This is a genomic window from Serinicoccus sediminis, from assembly GCF_004153545.1.
Classification (GTDB): Bacteria; Actinomycetota; Actinomycetes; order Actinomycetales; family Dermatophilaceae; genus Ornithinicoccus; species Ornithinicoccus sediminis_A.
In genome coordinates this window covers 223,937-242,365 of sequence record NZ_SDVA01000001.1, presented here as the reverse complement: position 1 = coordinate 242,365, position 18,429 = coordinate 223,937, and the positions used below count along the sequence as shown (strand labels likewise).

General features: G+C 73.4%; 19 protein-coding genes. 13 read left to right on the top strand and 6 right to left on the bottom strand.

Annotation, left to right across the window (positions count from 1 at the left end; genetic code table 11):
- Nucleotides 1-1,080 carry a PHP domain-containing protein gene (locus EUS26_RS01085; RefSeq protein ID WP_130011325.1) on the bottom strand — a complete coding sequence of 360 codons (1,080 nt, stop codon included), beginning with the start codon at nt 1,078-1,080 and terminating at the stop codon, nt 1-3.
- 96 nt (nt 1,081-1,176) lie between these two features.
- Between EUS26_RS01085 and EUS26_RS01080 the strand changes: the two genes are divergently transcribed.
- A complete protein-coding gene (locus EUS26_RS01080) occupies nt 1,177-1,608 on the top strand; it encodes a GNAT family N-acetyltransferase (RefSeq protein ID WP_130011324.1) in 432 nt (143 codons plus the stop codon).
- A gap of 57 nt (nt 1,609-1,665) precedes the next feature.
- Here the strand turns inward: EUS26_RS01080 and EUS26_RS01075 are convergent, their stop codons facing one another.
- Nucleotides 1,666-3,051, bottom strand: a complete 1,386-nt coding sequence (locus EUS26_RS01075; RefSeq protein ID WP_130011323.1) for an NAD(P)/FAD-dependent oxidoreductase — start codon at nt 3,049-3,051, stop codon at nt 1,666-1,668.
- Between the two features lie 98 nt (nt 3,052-3,149).
- Between EUS26_RS01075 and EUS26_RS01070 the strand changes: the two genes are divergently transcribed.
- Together EUS26_RS01070 and pabB are read left to right on the top strand one after the other, a co-directional pair.
- Nucleotides 3,150-4,145 (top strand): pirin family protein, encoded by a 996-nt coding sequence (locus tag EUS26_RS01070; protein ID WP_130011322.1) that lies wholly within the window; start codon nt 3,150-3,152, stop codon nt 4,143-4,145.
- Between the two features lie 3 nt (nt 4,146-4,148).
- A complete protein-coding gene (gene pabB / locus EUS26_RS01065; RefSeq protein ID WP_130011321.1) occupies nt 4,149-6,269 on the top strand; it encodes an aminodeoxychorismate synthase component I in 2,121 nt (706 codons plus the stop codon).
- A 2-nt stretch (nt 6,270-6,271) separates the two neighbouring features.
- Here the strand turns inward: pabB and EUS26_RS01060 are convergent, their stop codons facing one another.
- On the bottom strand, nt 6,272-6,652 hold the full coding sequence (locus tag EUS26_RS01060; protein WP_130011320.1) for a hypothetical protein: 381 nt from the start codon (nt 6,650-6,652) through the stop codon (nt 6,272-6,274).
- Between the two features lie 209 nt (nt 6,653-6,861).
- Entirely contained in the window at nt 6,862-7,428 is a 567-nt protein-coding gene (locus EUS26_RS01055) for a YceI family protein (RefSeq protein WP_130011319.1), read from the bottom strand.
- Nucleotides 7,429-7,514: 86 nt separating this feature from the next.
- Between EUS26_RS01055 and EUS26_RS01050 the strand changes: the two genes are divergently transcribed.
- Nucleotides 7,515-7,979, top strand: a complete 465-nt coding sequence (locus EUS26_RS01050) for a MarR family winged helix-turn-helix transcriptional regulator (RefSeq protein WP_238148758.1) — start codon at nt 7,515-7,517, stop codon at nt 7,977-7,979.
- Between the two features lie 56 nt (nt 7,980-8,035).
- Here EUS26_RS01050 and EUS26_RS01045 read toward each other — a convergent pair whose 3' ends face one another.
- The gene (locus EUS26_RS01045; RefSeq protein ID WP_202864993.1) at nt 8,036-8,401 is read right to left on the bottom strand and encodes a nuclear transport factor 2 family protein; all 366 of its coding nucleotides are present in this window, start codon (nt 8,399-8,401) and stop codon (nt 8,036-8,038) included.
- Between the two features lie 136 nt (nt 8,402-8,537).
- Here EUS26_RS01045 and EUS26_RS01040 point away from each other — a divergent pair, with 136 nt between their 5' ends.
- From EUS26_RS01040 to EUS26_RS01020, 5 genes are read left to right on the top strand one after another with little or no spacing between them, the layout of a single operon-like run.
- Nucleotides 8,538-8,867 carry a PadR family transcriptional regulator gene (locus EUS26_RS01040; protein WP_130011317.1) on the top strand — a complete coding sequence of 110 codons (330 nt, stop codon included), beginning with the start codon at nt 8,538-8,540 and terminating at the stop codon, nt 8,865-8,867.
- A 2-nt stretch (nt 8,868-8,869) separates the two neighbouring features.
- Nucleotides 8,870-9,250, top strand: a complete 381-nt coding sequence (locus EUS26_RS01035) for a DUF1048 domain-containing protein (RefSeq protein WP_130011316.1) — start codon at nt 8,870-8,872, stop codon at nt 9,248-9,250.
- A complete protein-coding gene (locus tag EUS26_RS01030; protein WP_130011315.1) occupies nt 9,247-10,044 on the top strand; it encodes an ABC transporter ATP-binding protein in 798 nt (265 codons plus the stop codon). The genes EUS26_RS01035 and EUS26_RS01030 overlap by 4 nt, the downstream gene beginning before the upstream one ends.
- Nucleotides 10,041-10,832, top strand: coding sequence for an ABC transporter permease (locus tag EUS26_RS01025; protein ID WP_130011314.1), 792 nt, complete (start codon nt 10,041-10,043; stop codon nt 10,830-10,832). The genes EUS26_RS01030 and EUS26_RS01025 overlap by 4 nt, the downstream gene beginning before the upstream one ends.
- A 25-nt stretch (nt 10,833-10,857) precedes the next feature.
- Nucleotides 10,858-11,808, top strand: coding sequence for a formylglycine-generating enzyme family protein (locus tag EUS26_RS01020; protein ID WP_272947940.1), 951 nt, complete (start codon nt 10,858-10,860; stop codon nt 11,806-11,808).
- Here the strand turns inward: EUS26_RS01020 and EUS26_RS01015 are convergent.
- On the bottom strand, nt 11,805-12,827 hold the full coding sequence (locus EUS26_RS01015) for a zinc-dependent alcohol dehydrogenase (RefSeq protein WP_130011313.1): 1,023 nt from the start codon (nt 12,825-12,827) through the stop codon (nt 11,805-11,807). The two genes, EUS26_RS01020 and EUS26_RS01015, sit on opposite strands and share 4 nt — an antisense overlap.
- Before the next feature lie 203 nt (nt 12,828-13,030).
- Here EUS26_RS01015 and EUS26_RS01010 point away from each other — a divergent pair, with 203 nt between their 5' ends.
- The 4 genes from EUS26_RS01010 (at nt 13,031) to EUS26_RS00995 (ending at nt 18,381) form a co-directional block, all read left to right on the top strand.
- The gene (locus tag EUS26_RS01010; protein WP_130011312.1) at nt 13,031-13,693 is read left to right on the top strand and encodes a hypothetical protein; all 663 of its coding nucleotides are present in this window, start codon (nt 13,031-13,033) and stop codon (nt 13,691-13,693) included.
- Nucleotides 13,694-13,785: 92 nt separating this feature from the next.
- Nucleotides 13,786-17,001, top strand: a complete 3,216-nt coding sequence (locus EUS26_RS01005; protein ID WP_130011311.1) for an ATP-binding protein — start codon at nt 13,786-13,788, stop codon at nt 16,999-17,001.
- 58 nt (nt 17,002-17,059) lie between these two features.
- On the top strand, nt 17,060-17,668 hold the full coding sequence (locus EUS26_RS01000; RefSeq protein ID WP_130011310.1) for an FAD-binding protein: 609 nt from the start codon (nt 17,060-17,062) through the stop codon (nt 17,666-17,668).
- Complete coding sequence (locus EUS26_RS00995; RefSeq protein ID WP_130011309.1) at nt 17,665-18,381, top strand: hemerythrin domain-containing protein; 717 nt, start codon at nt 17,665-17,667, stop codon at nt 18,379-18,381. Before EUS26_RS01000 ends, EUS26_RS00995 begins: the two co-directional genes overlap by 4 nt.
- Nucleotides 18,382-18,429 lie beyond the last annotated feature (48 nt).

Here is an 18,429-nt window from a genome sequence, read left to right as displayed (position 1 = left end):
TCAGACCGCCGACGCGGGGTCGCGCGCCCACTCCCGCAGGCGCTCCAGCGGCCAGGTGTTGACGACCCGTCCGGCGGGCACGCCGTGGCGCACCGCGCGCTCGCAGCCGTAGTCGAGGAAGTCGAGCTGGCCGGGCGCGTGGGCGTCGGTGGAGACGGCGAAGAGGCACCCGGCCTCGACGGCCATCCGCAGCAGCGCACCGGGTGGGTCCTGACGCTCGGGGCGGGAGTTGACCTCCACGGCGGTGCCGGTCCGGGCGCAGGCGTCGAAGACGGCGGCGGCGTCGAAGTCGCTGGGGGGCCGGGCCCGGGAGCCGCTGCGCGCACCGCGGTCGCCCTGCCGTGGCATGACCCGGCGGCCGGTGCAGTGGCCCAGGACGCTGGTGAGCGGGTTCTCCACCGCCGCGACCATGCGGCGGGTCATCGCCGCGCTCGCCATGGTGAGCTTGGAGTGCACCGAGGCCACCCGCACGTCGAGCTCGCCGAGCAGGTCCTCGTCCTGGTCCAGCGCGCCGTCGTCGAGGATGTCCACCTCGATGGCCTTGAGCAGGGTGAAGCCGGGCGCCGTGTGGGCGTTGACGGCGTCCACGACCTCCAGCTGGCGGCGCAACCGGTCGGCCGTCAGCCCGCGGGCCACGGTGAGCCGGGGCGAGTGGTCGGTGAGCGCGAGGTAGTCGTGCCCCAGCTCCATCGCGCTGGCCACCATCTCCTCGATCGGGCTGCCGCCGTCGGACCAGTCCGAGTGGCTGTGCAGGTCGCCGCGCAGCAGCTCGCGCAGCGACTCCCCGCCGGTGGCCAGCGGGGTGCCGGCGCGGGACTCCAGGTCGGCCAGCTTGTCCGGCGTCTCCCCGCGCACGACGGCCTCGACCACGGCGGAGGTGGAGGGACCGATGCCGGGCAGGTCGCGCAGGGTGCCGGCGGCGACCCGCTCGCGGACCTCCGCCTCGCCCAGGGGCAGGAGCACGGCCGCGGCCTTGCGATAGGCCTCCACCCGCCGGGTCTCGGCGCGCTCGCGCTCGAGCAGGAAGGCGATGCGGCGCAGCACGTCCACCGGCTCCGGGCCGCCGGGTGCGTCGGTCATGCACCCACCCTACGCACCCCCGGCCCGGCCCTCCCGCGGATCGGACCCGCGCGACCGGGGTGCCGCGCCCGGCCCGCCCCGGCCTACCCTCGAGCCATGGCGACCCTGCACGCGGCGCGCTTCGCCGACCTCGACCCCCGTGTCCTGCACGACCTGCTGCGGCTGCGGGTGGACGTGTTCGTCGTCGAGCAGCGCTGCCCCTACCCCGAGATCGACGGCCGGGATGTCGAGGCCGGTGCCGAGCACCTGTGGATGGACGTGGACGGTGAGGTCGTGGCGACGGTGCGCACGCTCGTCGACCCGGACGGCACGCGGCGGCTGGGGCGGGTGGCGACGCACCGCGACCACCGGGGTCACGGGTATGCCGCGCAGCTGGTCCGTGAGGGTCTGCGCCGGCTGGGGGAGGGCCCGGTGCACATCGGGGCCCAGGCCTACCTGGCCGACTGGTACGCCCGGCTGGGGTTCACCCGCAGCGGACCGGACTACCTGGAGGACGGCATACCGCACCTGCCGATGACCCGGGGCTGAGCCGGACGCCCGGGGCCGGGCCCGCCGTCCGGACCCGCCCCGGGCCGCGGCGGCGTCTCAGCGCTTGGGCTGCTTGCGGAAGTCCTCGCCGAGGTACTCCAGCGCCAGGCGGGCGTAGACCTGCTGCTCGGTGACCGTCCGCTCGGAGCGGTCCCGGCCCACGAAGCTCACCGCCCAGTGCAGCAGCGTCGCCAGCTGGCTCTTGAAGCCGATGATGTAGAAGAGGTGCACCGCCAGCCAGGCGACCCAGGCGGGGTAGCCGGTGAGCTCGATCCGGCCCCGCTTCATCACGGCGCGGAAGCGCGAGATGGTGGCCATCGACCCCTTGTCGAAGTACTCGAACGCCTGGCCGGTCTCCTCCCCGCGCAGCCGTCGCAGGATCTGGTCGGCGGCGTGCCGGGCCTCCTGGATCGCGCCCTGGGCCACCCCGGGAACGCCGTCGACCGCGGCGAGGTCACCGATGACGAAGACCTCCGGGTGCCCCGGCAGGGTGAGGTCGGGCTGCACCTTGACGCGTCCGGAGCGGTCGAGCTCGGCGCCGGCCTGCTCGGCCACCTTGCGCCCGAGCGGGTTGCCCTGCACACCGGCGGCCCACACCTTGGTCTGTGCCTCGATCCGCTCGTGGCTGCCGTCCTCGGTCGACTCCAGGACGACCCCGCCCTCGTCGACGTCGACGACCTTGCGGCCGAGCTTGACCTCGATGCCGAGGTCGGTGAGGCTGCGCTCGGTCTTCTCGGCCAGGCTGTCACCGAACGGCGCGAGCACCTTGTCGACGGCGTCCACGAGGATGATCCGGGCCTGCGTCGGGTCGATGTGCCGGAACTCCTTGCGCAGCGTGCGCTTGCTGAGCTCGGCCAGCTGCCCGGCCATCTCGACACCGGTGGGCCCGGCGCCGACGACCACGAAGGTGAGCAGGCGACGCACGTCGTCGGTGCGGCCGGAGGCGGCCGCCAGCTCGGCGAGCTCGAAGGCGCCGTAGATGCGGCCGCGCAGCTCCAGGGCGTCGTCGATGGACTTCATGCCGGGGGCGTACTCCGCGAAGTGCGGGCTGCCGAACCACGACTGGTTGGCCCCGGCCGCGAGGATGAGGCTGTCGTAGTCGTAGACCATGTCCTCGCCGGCCGTCACCGCGGTCACCGAGCGCTCGTCGATGTCGATGCTCTTGACGTCGCCGAGCATCACCGTCACGTTGTCCTGGCTGGCGAGCACGTCCCGGGTCGGGGGCGCGATGACGCCCTCGGAGAGGATGCCGGTGGCCACCTGGTAGAGCAGCGGCTGGAAGAGGTGGTGCCCGGTGCGGGCCACCATGAGCACCTGCACGGCCGGGTCGGACAGCGCCTTGGTGGCGAACAGCCCGCCGAAGCCGGAGCCGATGACGAGGACGCGGTGGGGCCGGGTGGCGGCCGGCTGGGGGGCGGAGACGGACGGCTGGGGTGCGCTCATACCCCTAGTGAACAACACATCCGGACCGGAAGATTCCGTCGCGGCCACCACCGGGGCGCACGCCGACGGGGCGCCGGGTGCGGTGGGAGAATGAGCGCATGAGCACCCTGGAGAAGCGCCCCGACGAGGTGACCTGCGGGGACGGCGCGGCCCCCGAGGGTGCGGTCACCGTCCTCGCGCCGCGCGAGGTGCCGCTGGGTGGGCCGCGGGCCATGCGGGTGCGCCGCACACTCCCGGCGCGTGGGCGGACGATGATCGGGGCGTGGTGCTTCGTCGACCACTACGGCCCGGAGGAGGTCGGCAGGTCCGGCGGCATGGTGGTGCCGCCGCACCCGCACACGGCCCTGCAGACCGTGTCGTGGCTGTTCAGCGGGCAGGTCGAGCACCGCGACTCGACCGGCGTGCACGCGGTCGTCCGGCCGGGCGAGCTCAACCTCATGACCGCCGGCCGCGGTGTCTGCCACTCCGAGGTGTCGGTGACCGGCGACGCGCCGGAGCTGCAGGTGCTGCACGGGGCGCAGCTGTGGGTCGCGCTGCCCGCGGCCGACGCGGGCGTGGACCCGCAGTTCCAGCACCACGTGCCGGACCCGGTGCCCGTCCGGGGCGGGCGGGTCAGCGTGTTCCTCGGCGGTCTCGGGGTCGACGGCGAGCAGGCGCGATCGCCGGTGCCGACGTACACCCCGCTGCTCGGCGCGGAGGTCGTGCTGGACCCCCGGGCGCGGGTCCGGCTGTCCGTCGAGCGCGAGCACGAGCACGGCGTGCTCGTCGACCACGGACAGGTGGGTGTCGGTGACGCGGCGGTCGAGGCGGCCGAGCTGGCCTACCTCGCGCCGGGCCGCGACGTGCTCGAGCTCGCCGCCGGCGACGAGGGGGCCCGGGTGCTGCTGCTGGGAGGCCCGCCCTTCGGCGAGCAGATCGTCATGTGGTGGAACTTCATCGGCCGTTCCCACGAGGAGGTCGTGCGGGCGCGCGAGCAGTGGCAGGCCGAGCTGGGCCACGACCCCCAGGGCCGGTTCGGCGCCTTCGACTACCCCGGCGGGGAGTCGCTCCCGGCACCGGAGCTGCCGCAGGTCCGGCTGCGCCCCCGGGGCTGACCGGTGCCGGACGAGGTCCTGCTGGTCGACCACCTCGACAGCTTCACCTACAACCTGGCCGACCTGGTCCACCGCGTGCTGGGCCGGGCCCCGGTGCTGTGGCGCCACGACCACCCCGCCACCCAGGAGGACCTGCGCCGCTTCGCGGCGGTCGTCCTGGGCCCCGGCCCCGGGCGGCCCCAGGTCGAGACCGACCTCGGGCTGTCCGGCCTCGTCCTGCGGCAGCGTGACGTCCCGGTCCTGGGGGTATGCCTGGGCCACCAGGGCCTCGCCCACGTGGCGGGGGAGACGGTGGCCGAGATGCGGCTCCCGCGGCACGGCATCGTCAGCCCGGTCGAGCACGACGGGAGCGGTCTGTTCGACGGTGTGCCGTCACCGGTCCACGTCGTGCGCTACCACTCCCTGGAGGTGGTGGAGCCGCTGCGCTCCTCCCTGCAGGTCACCGCGCGGGCCCTCGACGACGGCTGCGTCATGGCGCTCGCCGACCCGGGCGGGGCGTTCTGGGGCGTGCAGTTCCACCCCGAGTCGGTGCTGTCCGAGCACGGGGAGCGGGTCCTCGCGAACTTCTTCACGCTGGCCGGGGTGGCGCAGGGGCCGGTGACCCGCGAGCCCGCGGTCGCGGTCGGGGACACGCTGACCCCGCACGAGCCCCGTCCGGGCGGACGCCGGGTCCGGCTGCGGGCCCGGCTGCTGGCCGACGACGCGCACCGGCTGCCCACCCCGACCCTGCACGACCTGCTCGTCGGCGGGTCGGAGAGCTCGGTGTGGCTGGACTCCTCGGACGGCAGCGGCTGGTCGCTCCTCGCGGACGGTCGCGGCCCGCTGTCCCACGAGCTCACCCACCACGTCGGTGACGGTCCACCCCTGCTCGACCGGGTGGACGCCGAGCTGGACGGCTGGCAGCTCGAGGTTGCCGACGAGCACCCGGACGACGTCACCTGGCGGCCGGGTCTCGTGGGCTGGGTCGGCTACGAGGTCAAGGCCGAGACCGGGGGCGACCCGCACGTCGCGCACCGGTCGCCCTGGCCGGACGCCTGGTTGCTCCTCGTCGACCGGGGCGTGGTCGTCGACCACCCGACCGGCCGGGTCTGGGCGGTCTGGGTCGAGGACGCCGGCACCGCCGACGAGCAGGAGCGATGGGCGCAGGAGGTCCGCGCGGTGCTGGACGTGGTGCGCGAGGGGGCCGGTCCCGCCGCCGACCCGGCCGACGCGGCCGACGCGGCCGACGCGGCCGGCCCGGGGGGCGCGACCCGCCCCGCCGTGACCGGTCCGACGTGGCACCCGGACGACGACGAGCGCGACTACCTCGACATGGTGCGCCGCGCCCAGGCCCTCATCGCCCGGGGCGAGTCCTACGAGATCTGCCTCACCACGGCATACCGTGCGAGCGCGCCGGACCTCGACGAGGCCGCGCTCTACCGCGCCCTCCGGGAGGTGTCGCCCGTGCCGCACGGGGCCTGGCTGCGCACCCCCGCCCTCGGCGTGCTCAGCGGCTCCCCGGAGCGCTTCGTGTCGGTCGACGCCGGCACCCGGCGGGTGGAGGCGCGGCCGATCAAGGGGACCCGGCCACGCGGCGCCACGGCCGAGCAGGACAGCGCGCTGGCCGCCGACCTCGCGACGGCGGTGAAGGACCGCGCGGAGAACCTCATGATCGTGGACCTGCTGCGCAACGACCTGCACCGGGTGTGCCGCTCCGGCAGCGTGCACGTCCCGCAGCTGTGCGCGGTGGAGACCTACGCCACCGTCCACCAGCTGGTCTCCACAGTCCAGGGTGCGCTCGCCCCCGGCATGGGCCCGACGGACGTGCTGCGCGCGTGCTTCCCCGGCGGCTCCATGACCGGGGCGCCGAAGGTCCGCACCATGGAGATCCTGGACGCCCTCGAGGGAGGGCCGCGAGGGGTCTACTCCGGGGCGGTCGGGTGGATCGGGCTGGACGGGTCGATGGACACCTCCATCGTCATCCGCACCCTCACCCGGGACCCGCGCGGCGAGCTCTCCTTCGGCGTCGGCGGCGCGGTGACCGCGCTGTCGGACCCGCAGGAGGAGTATGCCGAGACGCAGGCCAAGGCGCAGGCGATGCTCCGGGCGGTGCGTCGTGCGGTCGGCGGGGCCTCGCCCGGGTGAGGTCAGTCCGGCTGGTCCGGTCCGATGAGCCAGATGCGCACCGGCTCCCGGCCGGGCACGCCCCGGAGGGTGAGCTGCAGGCCGTCGTCGCGCTGCTCCCAGGCGGCGATCGTCACGGCGTGGTGGTCGTGCAGGGCCCGCAGGACCCGGCCGAGGCCGCCGGGGACGACCCCGCCGACGAGGAAGGTCGTGGAGTCGGCCAGCCGCAGGCGGCCGACGCCCTGGATCGGGCCCGGGGTGATCCCTCGGACGGGGACCCGGCGCGCGACGAGGCTCGGCAGCTGCAGCTGCAGGTGCCGGCTGAGGCGCAGCTGGGCCGCCGCCTCGTCCCGGCGGTCCCACCGCTCCCGCTCCGGGTCGCCGGGCAGGTCGTCCCATGCCATGGCCCCAGTCTGCACGACGCGCCCTGGGCGGCAGGACGAGTCGGCTCCACCACCGCCGAGCCACGCCGGCACCGACCACGCAGGCCCCGGTCTCTCGCAGGCACGAGGCGGCTCCGGACATGACGACGGCCCCGCCGGGTCACAGGTCCAGCGGGGCCGCGCTCACCCCAGGCCGGTTGCAGGCACGGCCCGGGGGAGTGTGTGCGAGATCAGACGGACTTGATGGCCGAGATCTCGAACTCCAGGGTAACCTTCTCCGCGACCAGCACACCACCCGTCTCCAGCGCGGCGTTCCAGGTGAGACCGAAGTCCTTGCGGTTGACGACGGTAGAGCCCTCGAAGCCGATGCGCTGGTTGCCGAACGGATCGGTCGCGGCCCCAGCGTACTCGAAATCGACCGTCACGGGGCGGGTGACGTCCTTGATGGTGAGGTCGCCGGTCACCCGCAGCGTCTCGTCGTCGACCGCGGTGACCTCGGTGGAGGTGAACGTCATCGTCGGGTAGGTCTCGACGTCGAAGAAGTCGGGGGACCGGAGGTGCCCGTCGCGGTCAGCGGAGCGGGTGTCGACCGAGCCGACCTGGATGGTCAGCCGGATGGAGGCGTCCTGCAGGCCGGTGCCGGTGCTCGCGCTGCCCTCGATGTCGTTGAAGGCGCCGCGGACCTTGGTGACCATGGCGTGCCGGGTGGAGAAGCCGACGCGGCTGTGCGAGGCGTCGATGGCGTAGGTGCCGTCCAGGTCGTGCAGGGAGGTGGTGGTCGGGGCGACGTCGGTCATGGTGGGGTCCTCTCGGGATGTGGTTGAACTGTCAACCTCCACTCTAGATCTTGGTGACGTGTCACGCAACTGCTATCCTCGGGGGCATGCCCAGTGCCACCACCCCCTGGCTCGACGACGACGAGATGCAGCTGTGGCGCGCCTGGCTGCGGGTCCAGACCGAGCTGCCGGCCGCGCTGGGCCGGGCGCTGCACGAGGACAGCGAGCTGTCCCTGCAGGACTTCGAGACGCTGGTCCGGCTCTCGGAGTCGGAGGAGGGGCGGCTGCGCGTCTCCGCGCTCGCCGAGCAGATGCACTGGGAGCGCTCGCGGCTCTCCCACCACCTGCGCAGGATGGGCACCCGGGGCCTCGTGCAGAAGGTCGAGTGTCCGGAGGACGGTCGGGGGTCGTTCGTCGTGCTGACGCAGGCCGGTCGTGAGGCGCTGGAGGGGGCGGCCCCGGACCACGTCCGGACCGTGCGGCGGCTGTTCCTGGACGGCGTCGACGCGGACGAGCAGGCGGTGCTGCTCCGGGTGCTGCACACCGTGCTGGAGCGGCTCGCCCCGGCCTGACCGGTCCACGGGCGCACGACGCCGCAGCGAAGGGTCGTGGGGGCTCGCCCCGGTGGTCAGGGCGCGGGCTCCGGCTCGATCGTGAGGCGGCGGATGACCCCGTAGTCGAGGGTGAAGCGCTGGCACACGGTCACCGTCCCCCCGGCGAAGTCCCCGTCGACGCGGACGCGCAGGTCCACGGCCTGGTCCTCGACCGTGTGGCCCAGCAGGGTCGTGGTGTGCTCCACCGCCGTCGCGGACTCGACGATCCAGTCGGAGACGGCGTCGATGCCGGTATACGTCCTGCCGTCGTCGACCACCACCGCGTCAGGGGCGAAGAGGGCGGCAGCGTCGGCATACCGGCCGGCGTCGCGGGCGGTGAGGTAGGCGCGCACCAGGCCGGGGACCTGACGTGCCTGCTCGGGGTCGAGGGTCGGTGTCACGGGATGTCTCCTCCGTCGCTCGGGTCGGACCCAGTATGGGCGCCAGGTCCGACAGGGTGGAAGGTGCTTGCGGCGGGCGGTACCTAGCGTTACTGTGTACCAGGTAGTCAGCAACACTGAGTAGATCGGACCCGCGGTGGGCAGACAGTCGACGGAGATGCTCAAGGGCGTGCTCGAGGGCATCGTCCTGACGCTGCTGTCGTCGCGGCCCGCCTACGGCTACGAGATCACCGCGCGGCTGCGCGACCAGGGCTTCACCGACCTCGCCGAGGGGACGGTGTACGCGCTGCTCATCCGCATCGAGCAGCGCGGCCTGGTCCACGTCGAGAAGGTGGCCTCGGAGAAGGGGCCCCCGCGCAAGGTCTTCACCCTCAACGCCCACGGGCGCGAGTACCTCACCGAGTTCTGGAGGACCTGGAGCTTCCTCACCGAACGGCTGGACCAGCTCCGAGAGGAAGGTGCGTGAGCATGGCGGCACGGTGGATCGAGGCGGTGACCGGCCCGTGGTCGCAGAAGCGGCGCTACTGGAGGTACAAGGCCAGGCGTCGGGCTCTGCCGGCCCACCACCGCACGGCGGTGGAGGGCCTCGACCGGTATGTCATGGTGGCGGGTGGCATCGCCGACGGTGGCGTGCTGGTGCAGATGCTGGAGGACCTCGTCGATCTCTTCGAGCAGAGCGCCGCCGACGGGCTCTCGGTCGCGGACGTCGTGGGCGAGGACCCGGTCGAGTTCGCCGAGACCTTCCTCGCCAGCTACGACGAGGCCCGCTGGGTCACCCACGAGCGGCGACGGCTGGGCGAGACCATCGCCCGGGCCACCTCGATCGAGCAGCACGGAGCCCGGGGATGAGCACGACCACCGGTCCCGCGATCCAGGTGCGCGGCCTGCGGAAGTCGTTCGCCGACGTCGACGTGCTCCGCGGCGTCGACCTGCTGGTCGAGCGCGGCAGCATCTACGCCCTCCTCGGCGCGAACGGCGCCGGCAAGACCACCCTCGTGCGCATCCTGTCCACGCTCCTGCCCCCGGACGCCGGCACCGCCACGGTCTGCGACCTCGACGTGGCGACCCGGGCCGCGCAGGTGCGCGGCTCGATCAGCCTCACCGGTCAGTTCGCCGCCGTCGACGAGGTCCTCACCGGACGGGAGAACCTCGTGCTCATGGCGCAGCTGTGGCACCTCGCGGACCCGGGAGCGCGCGCCGACGAGCTGCTCGAGCAGTTCTCCCTCGCCGAGGCGGGTGGCCGGCGGGTGGTGACCTGGTCGGGAGGGATGCGGCGGCGCCTCGACATCGCCATGAGCCTCACGGGCAGCCCGCCGGTGGTCTTCCTCGACGAGCCGACGACCGGCCTGGACCCGCAGGGACGGCTCGAGGTGTGGGGGGCGGTCCGCACCCTCGCCGCGGCCGGCACGACCGTGCTGCTCACGACCCAGTACCTCGAGGAGGCGGAGAAGCTCGCGGACCGCATCGCCATCCTGCACCGCGGCCGGGTCCTCGTCGAGGGCACCCTGGCCGAGCTGCGCGCGCTGCTGCCTCCCACCACGGTCGAGTACGTGGAGAAGCAGCCCACCCTGGAGGAGATCTTCCTGGCGCTGGTCGGGGACGACCCGTCCGACGCCGGCGAGCACGCGGAGGACGGACGATGAGCACACACACCCTGCACGAGACCGCGGCACTGACCCGCCGCTCGCTGCGGCACGTCCTGCGCAGCCCGGACACGGTCGTCACGACGGCGGTCATGCCGATCGCCTTCCTGCTGCTCTTCGTCTACGTCTTCGGCGGCGCGATCCAGGCCGGTGCGGGGGCAGTGGCAGCGGGGTCGGTGCCCGGGACGTCCTACGTCGACTACCTGCTGCCGGGCATCCTGCTCATCACCGTCGCCACAGGTCTGGCCTACACGGCATACCGGTTGTTCACGGACCTGCAGGGAGGGATCGTCGAACGTCTGCGCTCGATGCCCATCTCCCGGGCACCGGTCCTGTGGGCGCACGTGCTGACCTCGCTGGCGGCCACCCTGGTCTCGCTCGCCGTCGTGGTCGTCGCGGCCCTGCTCATGGGCTTCCGCAGCCCCGCCGGCCCGCTCGCCTGGCTCGCCGTGACCGGGATCCTGCTCCTGGTGACGCTGGCGCTGACGTGGTGGGCGGTCGTCGCCGGGCTGTCCGCCCGCTCGCTGGACGGCGCCACCGCGTTCTCCTACCCGCTGATCTTCCTGCCCTTCCTCAGCTCGGCCTTCGTGCCGACCGCCACCATGCCCGGGCCGGTCCGGTGGTTCGCCGAGCACCAGCCGGTCACCCCCGTGGTCGACAGTCTGCGCGCCCTGCTGTCCGGGCAACCGGTCGGCGCGGAGATCTGGGTGGCGCTCGCCTGGTGCGCGGGCGTCCTCGTGCTGGGTCAGGCGGGTGCCGTCCTGCTGTTCCGGCGTCGCGTCGGATAGCGTGGCCGCGTCCACGAGGAGGGCCGTGCCCGACATCCCGCACACCCTGGCCCCGGTGCACCTGCCGGGTGGCGACTTCACCATGGGTTCGGACGTGCACTACCCGGAGGAGGCGCCGGCGCACCGGGTGCGGGTGGACGCCTTCACCATCGAGGCGACGGCCGTGACCAACGCCCAGTTCTCGGCCTTCGTCGCGGCCACCGGTCACGTCACCGTGGCAGAGCGCGACCTGGACCCTGCTGACTACCCCGGGGTGCCACCGGACGACCTGCGGCCGGGGTCTCTGGTCTTCACCCCCACGCCCGGGCCGGTGGACCTGCGTCAGGTGAGCCGGTGGTGGAGCTGGACGCCCGGAGCCAGCTGGCGGCACCCGCAGGGGCCGGGGAGCTCGGTCGACCGCATGGAGGGGCACCCCGTGGTCCACGTCGCCCACGAGGACGCGCAGGCGTACGCGACGTGGGTCGGTGGGCGGCTCCCGACGGAGGCGGAGTGGGAGTATGCCGCCCGGGGAGGGCTGGAGGGAGCCGCCTACACCTGGGGGGACGAGGCGCGGCCCGGTGGCCGGATCATGGCGAACACCTGGGACGGGCCCGACTTCCCGTGGCGCAGCGACGGAGAGAGCGGCTTCCTGCGGACCGCCCCGGTCGGCAGCTTCCCGCCCAACGGGTACGGGCTGCACGACATGGCCGGCAACGTCTGGGAGTGGACGGACGACTGGTGGAGCGAGCGTCACCACGACCGGACGGCCGGCCCGTGCTGCCACCCCGGCGAGGCGCGCGACGGGGCGCGGGAGCGGAGCTACGACCCCGCTCAGCCGCAGGCCCGGATCGGTCGCAAGGTGGTCAAGGGCGGCTCGCACCTGTGCGCCGACACGTACTGCCTGAGGTACCGGCCGGCGGCCCGTCGCCCCCAGGCGGTCGACACCGGCACCAGCCACCAAGGTTTCCGGTGCATCCGCCCAGACGGCGCCGGCTAGGCGCCCTCGGACAGGTCGAAGACGAGCCGTGCCGGGACGCGGCCGGACAGGACCTCCTCGAAGCATTCGTTGACGTCCTCGAGGTGCCGCGGCTCGGCGATGACGCGGGTGCGCCCCCGGGCGTGCAGGGCGAAGCAGTCGGCCAGGTCGTTGCGCGTGCCCACGAGCGAGCCGATCACCGAGATCCCTCTCAGCACGGTCTCGAAGACCGGCAGCTCCAGCCGGTTGTCCGCCGGGAGGCCGACGAGCACCAGCCGGCCGTTCGGGTTGAGCGAGGCGTGCGCCGCGCGCATCGCCGCGGGCGAGGGCACGGTGACCAGCGCCACGTCGACCCCACCCAGGGCGGCCAGCTCCTCCTCCTGACGACCGGACCGGGCGTCGACGGTGTGGTCGGCCCCCAGCTCCGTGGCCAGCTGCAGCTTCTCGTCCTCGACGTCGACCGCCACCGTCCTGGCACCGAACACCGTGGCGTACTGCAGGCCCAGGTGGCCCAGTCCACCGACGCCGACGACCATCACGGTCTCGTCCGGCTGGGGACGGGCGACCTTGAGCGCCTTGTAGGTGGTCACACCGGCGCACGTGAGCGGCGCCGCGTCGAAGGAGGTGACGCCGTCGGGCACCGCGACCACGTGGGAGGCGTAGGCCAGCACGTACTCTGCATACCCGCCGTCCATGGTGTAGCCGGTGTACTGCGGGCTGAGGCAGTACGTCTCCCAGCCGCCGACGCAGTACCGGCAGTGGCCGCAGGCGTGGCCGAGCCAGGGGACCGCCACCCGGTCGCCCTCCTGCACGGGGGAGTCGCCCTCACCGCGGGCGACCACCGTGCCGACGCCCTCGTGGCCGGGCACGAGCGGCATCGTGGGCTTGACCGGCCACTCGCCGCGGGCGGCGTGGATGTCGGTGTGGCACAGGCCGGACGCCTCGACGCGCACCAGGACCTGCCCGGGGCCGGGCTCGAGGACGGGGATCTCGCGGATCTCCAGGGGTGCTCCGATCGTGGGAACCACGGCAGCCTTCATGTCCAGCCTTCCGGTCGTGTGAGGTGCGGCGTCCAGGTGGACGCGACCCCTTGATACTACGGTATGTAGTAAGAATGCGTCCATCGGGCCACCGGATGCGGGCGACGCGGACGTGCCAGCCGGCTCCCCCCACGGCACCTGGCGTATGGCGAGGTGCAGGCGCCTGCAACCGCGTCGCAAGCGGGACGGCCGACGGTCTTCCCATGACTCCCACCACGCTCTACCGCCTCAGCGCGGCCGCCCTGGTCCTGTCCTTCGTCACCAGCCTGCTGGGCGGGGTGCTGCACCCCGTGATCGACGGGCAGTCGCACTCCATCGAGGTGTTCCTCGCCCCACGCTCTCCCGAGGCCCAGTACCTGATCTACCTCGGCGCGCTGTTCCTCATGCTCGGTCTGCCGGGCGCCTACCTCTTCTTCCGCGAAGAGCTGGGCCGCCTGGGGTTCGTCGGGTTCGTGGGCTACATGCTGGGCAACGCCCTCAGCGCCATGTCCCACCTGGTCGTCGAGGCCTTCGTCGCGCCGACGCTCGCCGCCGACCCCGACGGGCGTCGCCTGATCTCCGACCAGGGCGAGATCTTCGACGGCAGCGCCTTCGTCACCCTGCAGGTGGTGGGTGGCCTGATCTTCGTCCTGAGCCTGCTCATCATCGGCGTCGCGCTGATCAGGGCGCAGGGCATACCGACCTGGATCGGCGTCTTCCTCTTCGTGGGCACGCTGCCGCTCCTCGTCCCGTTCCCCGAGCTGCCTGGTCTGACCGGGGTGGTAGTGGAGCTGCCTCGTGGTCTCATGGTCGCCTCGCTCGGGGTGCTGATGCTGCGGCGGACGAGCGCCCGTCGAGATGACGTTAGGGAGCTGGTCGACGCCTGACGGGTCCCTGCCCGTCCTTCGTGCTAGTCGACTGCAAGCGGGACGGCTGACGATGACCTCGTCAGCCGTCCCTTCGTCCCTAGGATCAGTCCATGCTCGAGGTCTGCGCCTTCGGCCGCGTGCGCGCCTACCTCGACGGGGAGCCCGTCGACCTCGGTGGGCCGCGCCAGCGCGCCGTCCTGGGGATGCTGGTCGCGGCCGGTCGGCGCCGGGTCTCGACCGACCGATTTCTCGAGGAGCTGTGGAGCGGCGAGCCCCCACCGAGCGCGACCGGCGCGTTGCAGGCCTACGTCTCGAGGCTGCGGTCGGCGCTCGAGCCTGACCGGGAGAGACGCCGCCCGGCGTCGGTCCTCGTCAGCAGCCCGCCCGGGTACGCCCTGTCCCGGCCCGACGAGGCCGTCGACACCTGGCGCTTCGCCGCGCTCGTCCGCAGCGCGGCGGAGCTGGACGACGCCGCGGCCGTCGGAGCCCTGGACGCAGCACGCGAGCTGTGGACCGACGAGCCCTTCGCCGAGTACCTCGAGCAGGAGTGGGCGGCGACCGAGGCCACGAGACTGCACGAGCTGCGGGCCGGCGCCACGGAGGCCTGGGCCGGCGCGCTGCTCCGGCTCGGGCGCGGAGACGAGGCCCTGTCCGCGCTCGAGCAGCACGTCCGTGAGTACCCGCTGCGAGAGCAGCCTGTCGGACTGCTGGCCCGGGCCTACTACGGGGCGGGCCGGCAGGCCGAGGCGCTCGCCGCGCTGGCTGCGTTGCGTGCCCGACTCGTGGACGACCTCGGTGTGGACCCCGGCCCCGAGGTCCGCTCCCTCGAGCACGACATCCTCAACCACGCCCAGCACCTCGCGCCGCCCGAGCGCTCCTCGGTGACCGCCGCGGCCGCGCCTGGGCCCGAGGCCTCGACGGACGACTCCCCGTTCCTGGCGGGCCGCGAGGACGAGCTGGCCAGGCTCGACGCCGCGGCGGCGTCGGTCCGCCACCGCGGGTGCCTGGTGTGGGTCGAGGGAGATGCCGGGTCCGGCAAGTCGGCGCTGGTGTCCCGCTTCGCAGACATGTCGGTAGGTCGGTGGTCAGTCGTGCGTGGCCACTGCCCCGAGGTCGAGGGCGCCCCGGCCGGGCACGCCTGGCTCGAGGTCCTGGAGGGTCTGGGCGTGCCAGTGCCGGACGAGGGGAGCGCGTTCGTCCTCGCCGACACGCTGGTGGACCGCCTCGTGGGTCGAGGTGGGCGCTCCATGGTCGTGCTCGAGGACCTGCACCGGGCCGACGACGAGACCCTGCAGGTGCTCTGGCACGTCGTCGAGTCGAGCACCGTGCCGCTCCTGGTCGTGGCGACCTTCCGCAGCGACGAGATCGGTCGCGACCTCGCCGCCGCGCTGGCGCTCACCACGGAACGCACCCTGGACCGGCTCAGGCTCAGCGGCCTGGACGACCGGGCGGCGAAGGAGGTCCTGGCCCAGCACCTCGGACGGACGCTCCCACCCCCGGCCCTGGCCCGTCTGCTGGACCGCGCCGACGGCAGCCCGCTGTTCCTGCGCCAGCTCGCCCAGCTCGTCAGGTCTGAGGGAGTCCGTGCCGTGGACGGGCTCCCGGCCGCCATCCGTGACCTGCTCCTGCGTCGCATCGAGCGCCTGCCCGAGGCGACGGTCGACGTCCTGGCCCGCGCGTCCGTCCTGGGCCGTGACATCGACTTCGACCTCGTCGTCGCCCTCGAGGAGCACTGGGGTGGCGGCGACGAGGACACCGTCGCCGACCACCTCGACGCGGGGCTCGTGGCAGGGCTGCTGGACAGCCCACGGCCCTCGGAGCTGCGCTTTACCCACGCCCTGGTCCGGGACACGTTCTACGGGCGGCTTCCACCGCTGCGCCGCACCCGGTTGCACAGGGCCGCGCTCGCGGCCTACCTGGCCCGGCGCCCCGACCGTGTGGACGAGATCGCCCATCATGCGGCCGCGTGCCTCGACCGGCGATCGGCAGCCACCTCGGTCCCCCTCCTGCTCGCGGCCGCCGGTCGGACGAGCCCGGCGAACGCCGTGCCTCACCTGCGGGCCGCGCTGCGCGCGTACGAGCTGGCGGATGCTGATCCGCGGGCGTCGTTCCCCGTCCGGCTGGACCTCGTCGACGCGCTGGCCCGTGGGGGTGACACGGTCGCCGCGGCGGCCGAGCGCCAGGCGGCCATCGCGCAGGCCAGGGCGCACGGCACGACGTACGACGTCGCCCGGGCGTGGCGCTGGCAGGCGCCGATGATGTGGACGCGCCGCGCGGCCAGCCAGGTCGACGAGTGCGCCATCGAGGAGCTGCGTCAGCTCCTCGGCGACCTCCGGGACGAGGACCTGGTGCTGCGCCTGGAGCTCCTCAACGCTCTCGTCATCGAGGCGGACCCGTGGAACATCGACGTCGTCGTGGAGGCGGCGACCGAGGCTGTGGCGCTCTCCGAGGAGCTGGGGGACCCGGAGCTGACGTGCCGCGCCCTCAACGCGGCCTACTTCGGCGTCCTGGCGTCCAGCGACCCCGGGGTCCTGGACCGTCTGGGTGAGCGGATGCGAGTGGCTGCGGAACGCGCCGGGCTGCACGGGTACCTCGCGGTCGCCCACATGTTCCTCCACTCGGCTGCCGTCGCACGGGCCGACCTCAGCACCGCCGCGGACCACATCGAGTCCGCCGTCCGTGCCGGGACCAGCGGACAGCTGCCCGAGCTGCTGCTGCTCTCGTCGATCTTCGAGGCCACCACCATGCTCCTGCAGAGCGACCTCGACGGTGCCCGTGCCTCTTTCGCGACGATCTGCGAGGCCATCACGTCCTCCGGCGACCCCAACGGCTACCTCATCTGGCTCTGGGTGATGTTCGCCGTCGAGTTCGCCGCGGGCGACACCTCCGGGCTGCACGAGCACGCGGTACGGATGACCGAGCTCATGCCCTGGCACTCGACGGACCTCGTCGTCGTGACGCTCCTCGACGCCGGCGACGTCGAGGGGGCCCGCGCCATGTGGAGTCCCAGCCCCATGCAGCACGACGCGACCTGGCTCTTCGACATCGCTGTGCGGGCTCACGTCGTGACCGAGCTGGGTGACGTCGACCATGCTCACGTGGTCTACGAGCAGATGCTTCCGTGGGCCGGTCACCTGGCCCGCTCCCTCAACGGAGCCCTCGCGATGGGACCGGTCGACCACTACCTGGGCCTCCTCGCGACGCTGCTCGGCGACCCGCAGAGGGCCGCGTACCACTTCGACGACGCCCTACGGCTGACCGGCCCCGGCCGGGCGACCACGTGGGACCGCACGTGGGTCCGCACCCCGGAGCACCTCCGGGCCTGAGGCCGACTGCAGGTCGGCCGCAAGTCGTCGACAAGCGGGTCACGTGAACCTGCCGTGCATGCGATCACGAAGCTCTCCCGTCCCGCCCGCCGCCGTCGACGCGCTGCGCCGCACCGTTGACGGGCTGGTGGCCTATCCCACCGACCCGGCCTACGACCTGGCGGCCGCCGTCCACCCGGAGCTCGAGGCCCGGCCGGACGTCCTGGTCGTCCCGGCGTCCGAGGCAGCCGTGCGGGCAGCGGTCGATGTCGCACGGGTCCACGGCCTGCGGCTGATCGGGCCTCACACCGGCACGGGCCGTGCGGCGGGCAGCGACGGTCGTCCCGCGATGATGGTGCTGACCCATCGGCTGGACAGCGTCCTCGTGGACCGGCGCGAGCTGACCGCCACGGTCGGGGCCGGCGCCAGCTGGGCCTCCCTCACGGCGCACGCCCGGGCGCGGGGGCTGGCCGTCACCTCACCCGGCCGCGCGGCCACGGTCCTCGACTCGGCGCTCGCCGGTACCACGCCCGTCCGCATGGCTCACGTCGTCCGCACCGACGGCTTCGTCCACGTCGTCCGAGACCCGCTGCCTCCCTCTGGCGAGACGGGCCCGTGGATCGTCACCGCCGTCGTCGTCGCGCTCCACCTCACCACCCTCCGCCTGACCGAAGGAATCCCGTCATGACGTCCCTCCCCACCGAACCCCTGCTGCTCCCGGGACAGGCCGCCGCCCCGCCCGGGCCGTGCGACATGACCGGCATGTATGTCATGCACCACGCCTTCCGACGTGACCTCGCACGGTTCGCCTCCGCGGTCCACGCCACCCCCGTGGCATCGCGTCCTACCTGGGAGGCCCTCCTGACCCGGTGGGACCTCTTCGCACGCGAGCTCCACCACCACCACACCAAGGAGGACGAGGGCATCTGGCCCCTGCTGCTCGAGCGGGCAGATGACCCCGGCCGTGTGGTCCTCGAGGCGATGGAGGCCGAGCACGGCTCGATCGACCCGCTCCTGGACCAGGTCCGAGAAGGTCTGTGCCTCCTGGCGAACCGTAGGGCCGACGGGGGCGCCGATGCCACCCGCACCGACCTGCGGCGAGCCGTGGTCACCCTCGGCGAGGTGCTCGACGCCCACCTGGCGCACGAGGAGGTCGACGCCATCCGGCTGATCCAGCAGCACATCACCGCTGCCGAGTGGGAGCACCTCGAGGCCACGGTCCTGCGCGGCAAGCCCTCCCCGGGGCAGATGCTCTTCATGCTGCCCTGGGTGGTCGACGAGCTGCCACGAGCCGGTGTCGACCGTCTCTTGACGGGTGCTCCCGCGCCGGTCCGATGGCTGCTCGCCCTGGGACGGCGCCGCTATACGCGCCTGGATCGACGCGCCTTCGCCTACTGCTGAGGGACGGCGGCGCTGCAGCGCCCCGACACCGTGCGTGTGTGCTGCAGC

Coding starts and splice junctions, on each gene's coding strand:
- EUS26_RS01085 (WP_130011325.1), bottom strand. CDS start 1,080: ATGACCGACGCACCCGGCGGCCCGGAGCCGGTGGACGTGCTGCGCCGC.
- EUS26_RS01080 (WP_130011324.1), top strand. CDS start 1,177: ATGGCGACCCTGCACGCGGCGCGCTTCGCCGACCTCGACCCCCGTGTC.
- EUS26_RS01075 (WP_130011323.1), bottom strand. CDS start 3,051: ATGAGCGCACCCCAGCCGTCCGTCTCCGCCCCCCAGCCGGCCGCCACC.
- EUS26_RS01070 (WP_130011322.1), top strand. CDS start 3,150: ATGAGCACCCTGGAGAAGCGCCCCGACGAGGTGACCTGCGGGGACGGC.
- EUS26_RS01060 (WP_130011320.1), bottom strand. CDS start 6,652: ATGGCATGGGACGACCTGCCCGGCGACCCGGAGCGGGAGCGGTGGGAC.
- EUS26_RS01055 (WP_130011319.1), bottom strand. CDS start 7,428: ATGACCGACGTCGCCCCGACCACCACCTCCCTGCACGACCTGGACGGC.
- EUS26_RS01050 (WP_238148758.1), top strand. CDS start 7,515: ATGCCCAGTGCCACCACCCCCTGGCTCGACGACGACGAGATGCAGCTG.
- EUS26_RS01035 (WP_130011316.1), top strand. CDS start 8,870: ATGGCGGCACGGTGGATCGAGGCGGTGACCGGCCCGTGGTCGCAGAAG.
- EUS26_RS01030 (WP_130011315.1), top strand. CDS start 9,247: ATGAGCACGACCACCGGTCCCGCGATCCAGGTGCGCGGCCTGCGGAAG.
- EUS26_RS01025 (WP_130011314.1), top strand. CDS start 10,041: ATGAGCACACACACCCTGCACGAGACCGCGGCACTGACCCGCCGCTCG.
- EUS26_RS01015 (WP_130011313.1), bottom strand. CDS start 12,827: ATGAAGGCTGCCGTGGTTCCCACGATCGGAGCACCCCTGGAGATCCGC.
- EUS26_RS01010 (WP_130011312.1), top strand. CDS start 13,031: ATGACTCCCACCACGCTCTACCGCCTCAGCGCGGCCGCCCTGGTCCTG.
- EUS26_RS01005 (WP_130011311.1), top strand. CDS start 13,786: ATGCTCGAGGTCTGCGCCTTCGGCCGCGTGCGCGCCTACCTCGACGGG.
- EUS26_RS01000 (WP_130011310.1), top strand. CDS start 17,060: ATGCGATCACGAAGCTCTCCCGTCCCGCCCGCCGCCGTCGACGCGCTG.
- EUS26_RS00995 (WP_130011309.1), top strand. CDS start 17,665: ATGACGTCCCTCCCCACCGAACCCCTGCTGCTCCCGGGACAGGCCGCC.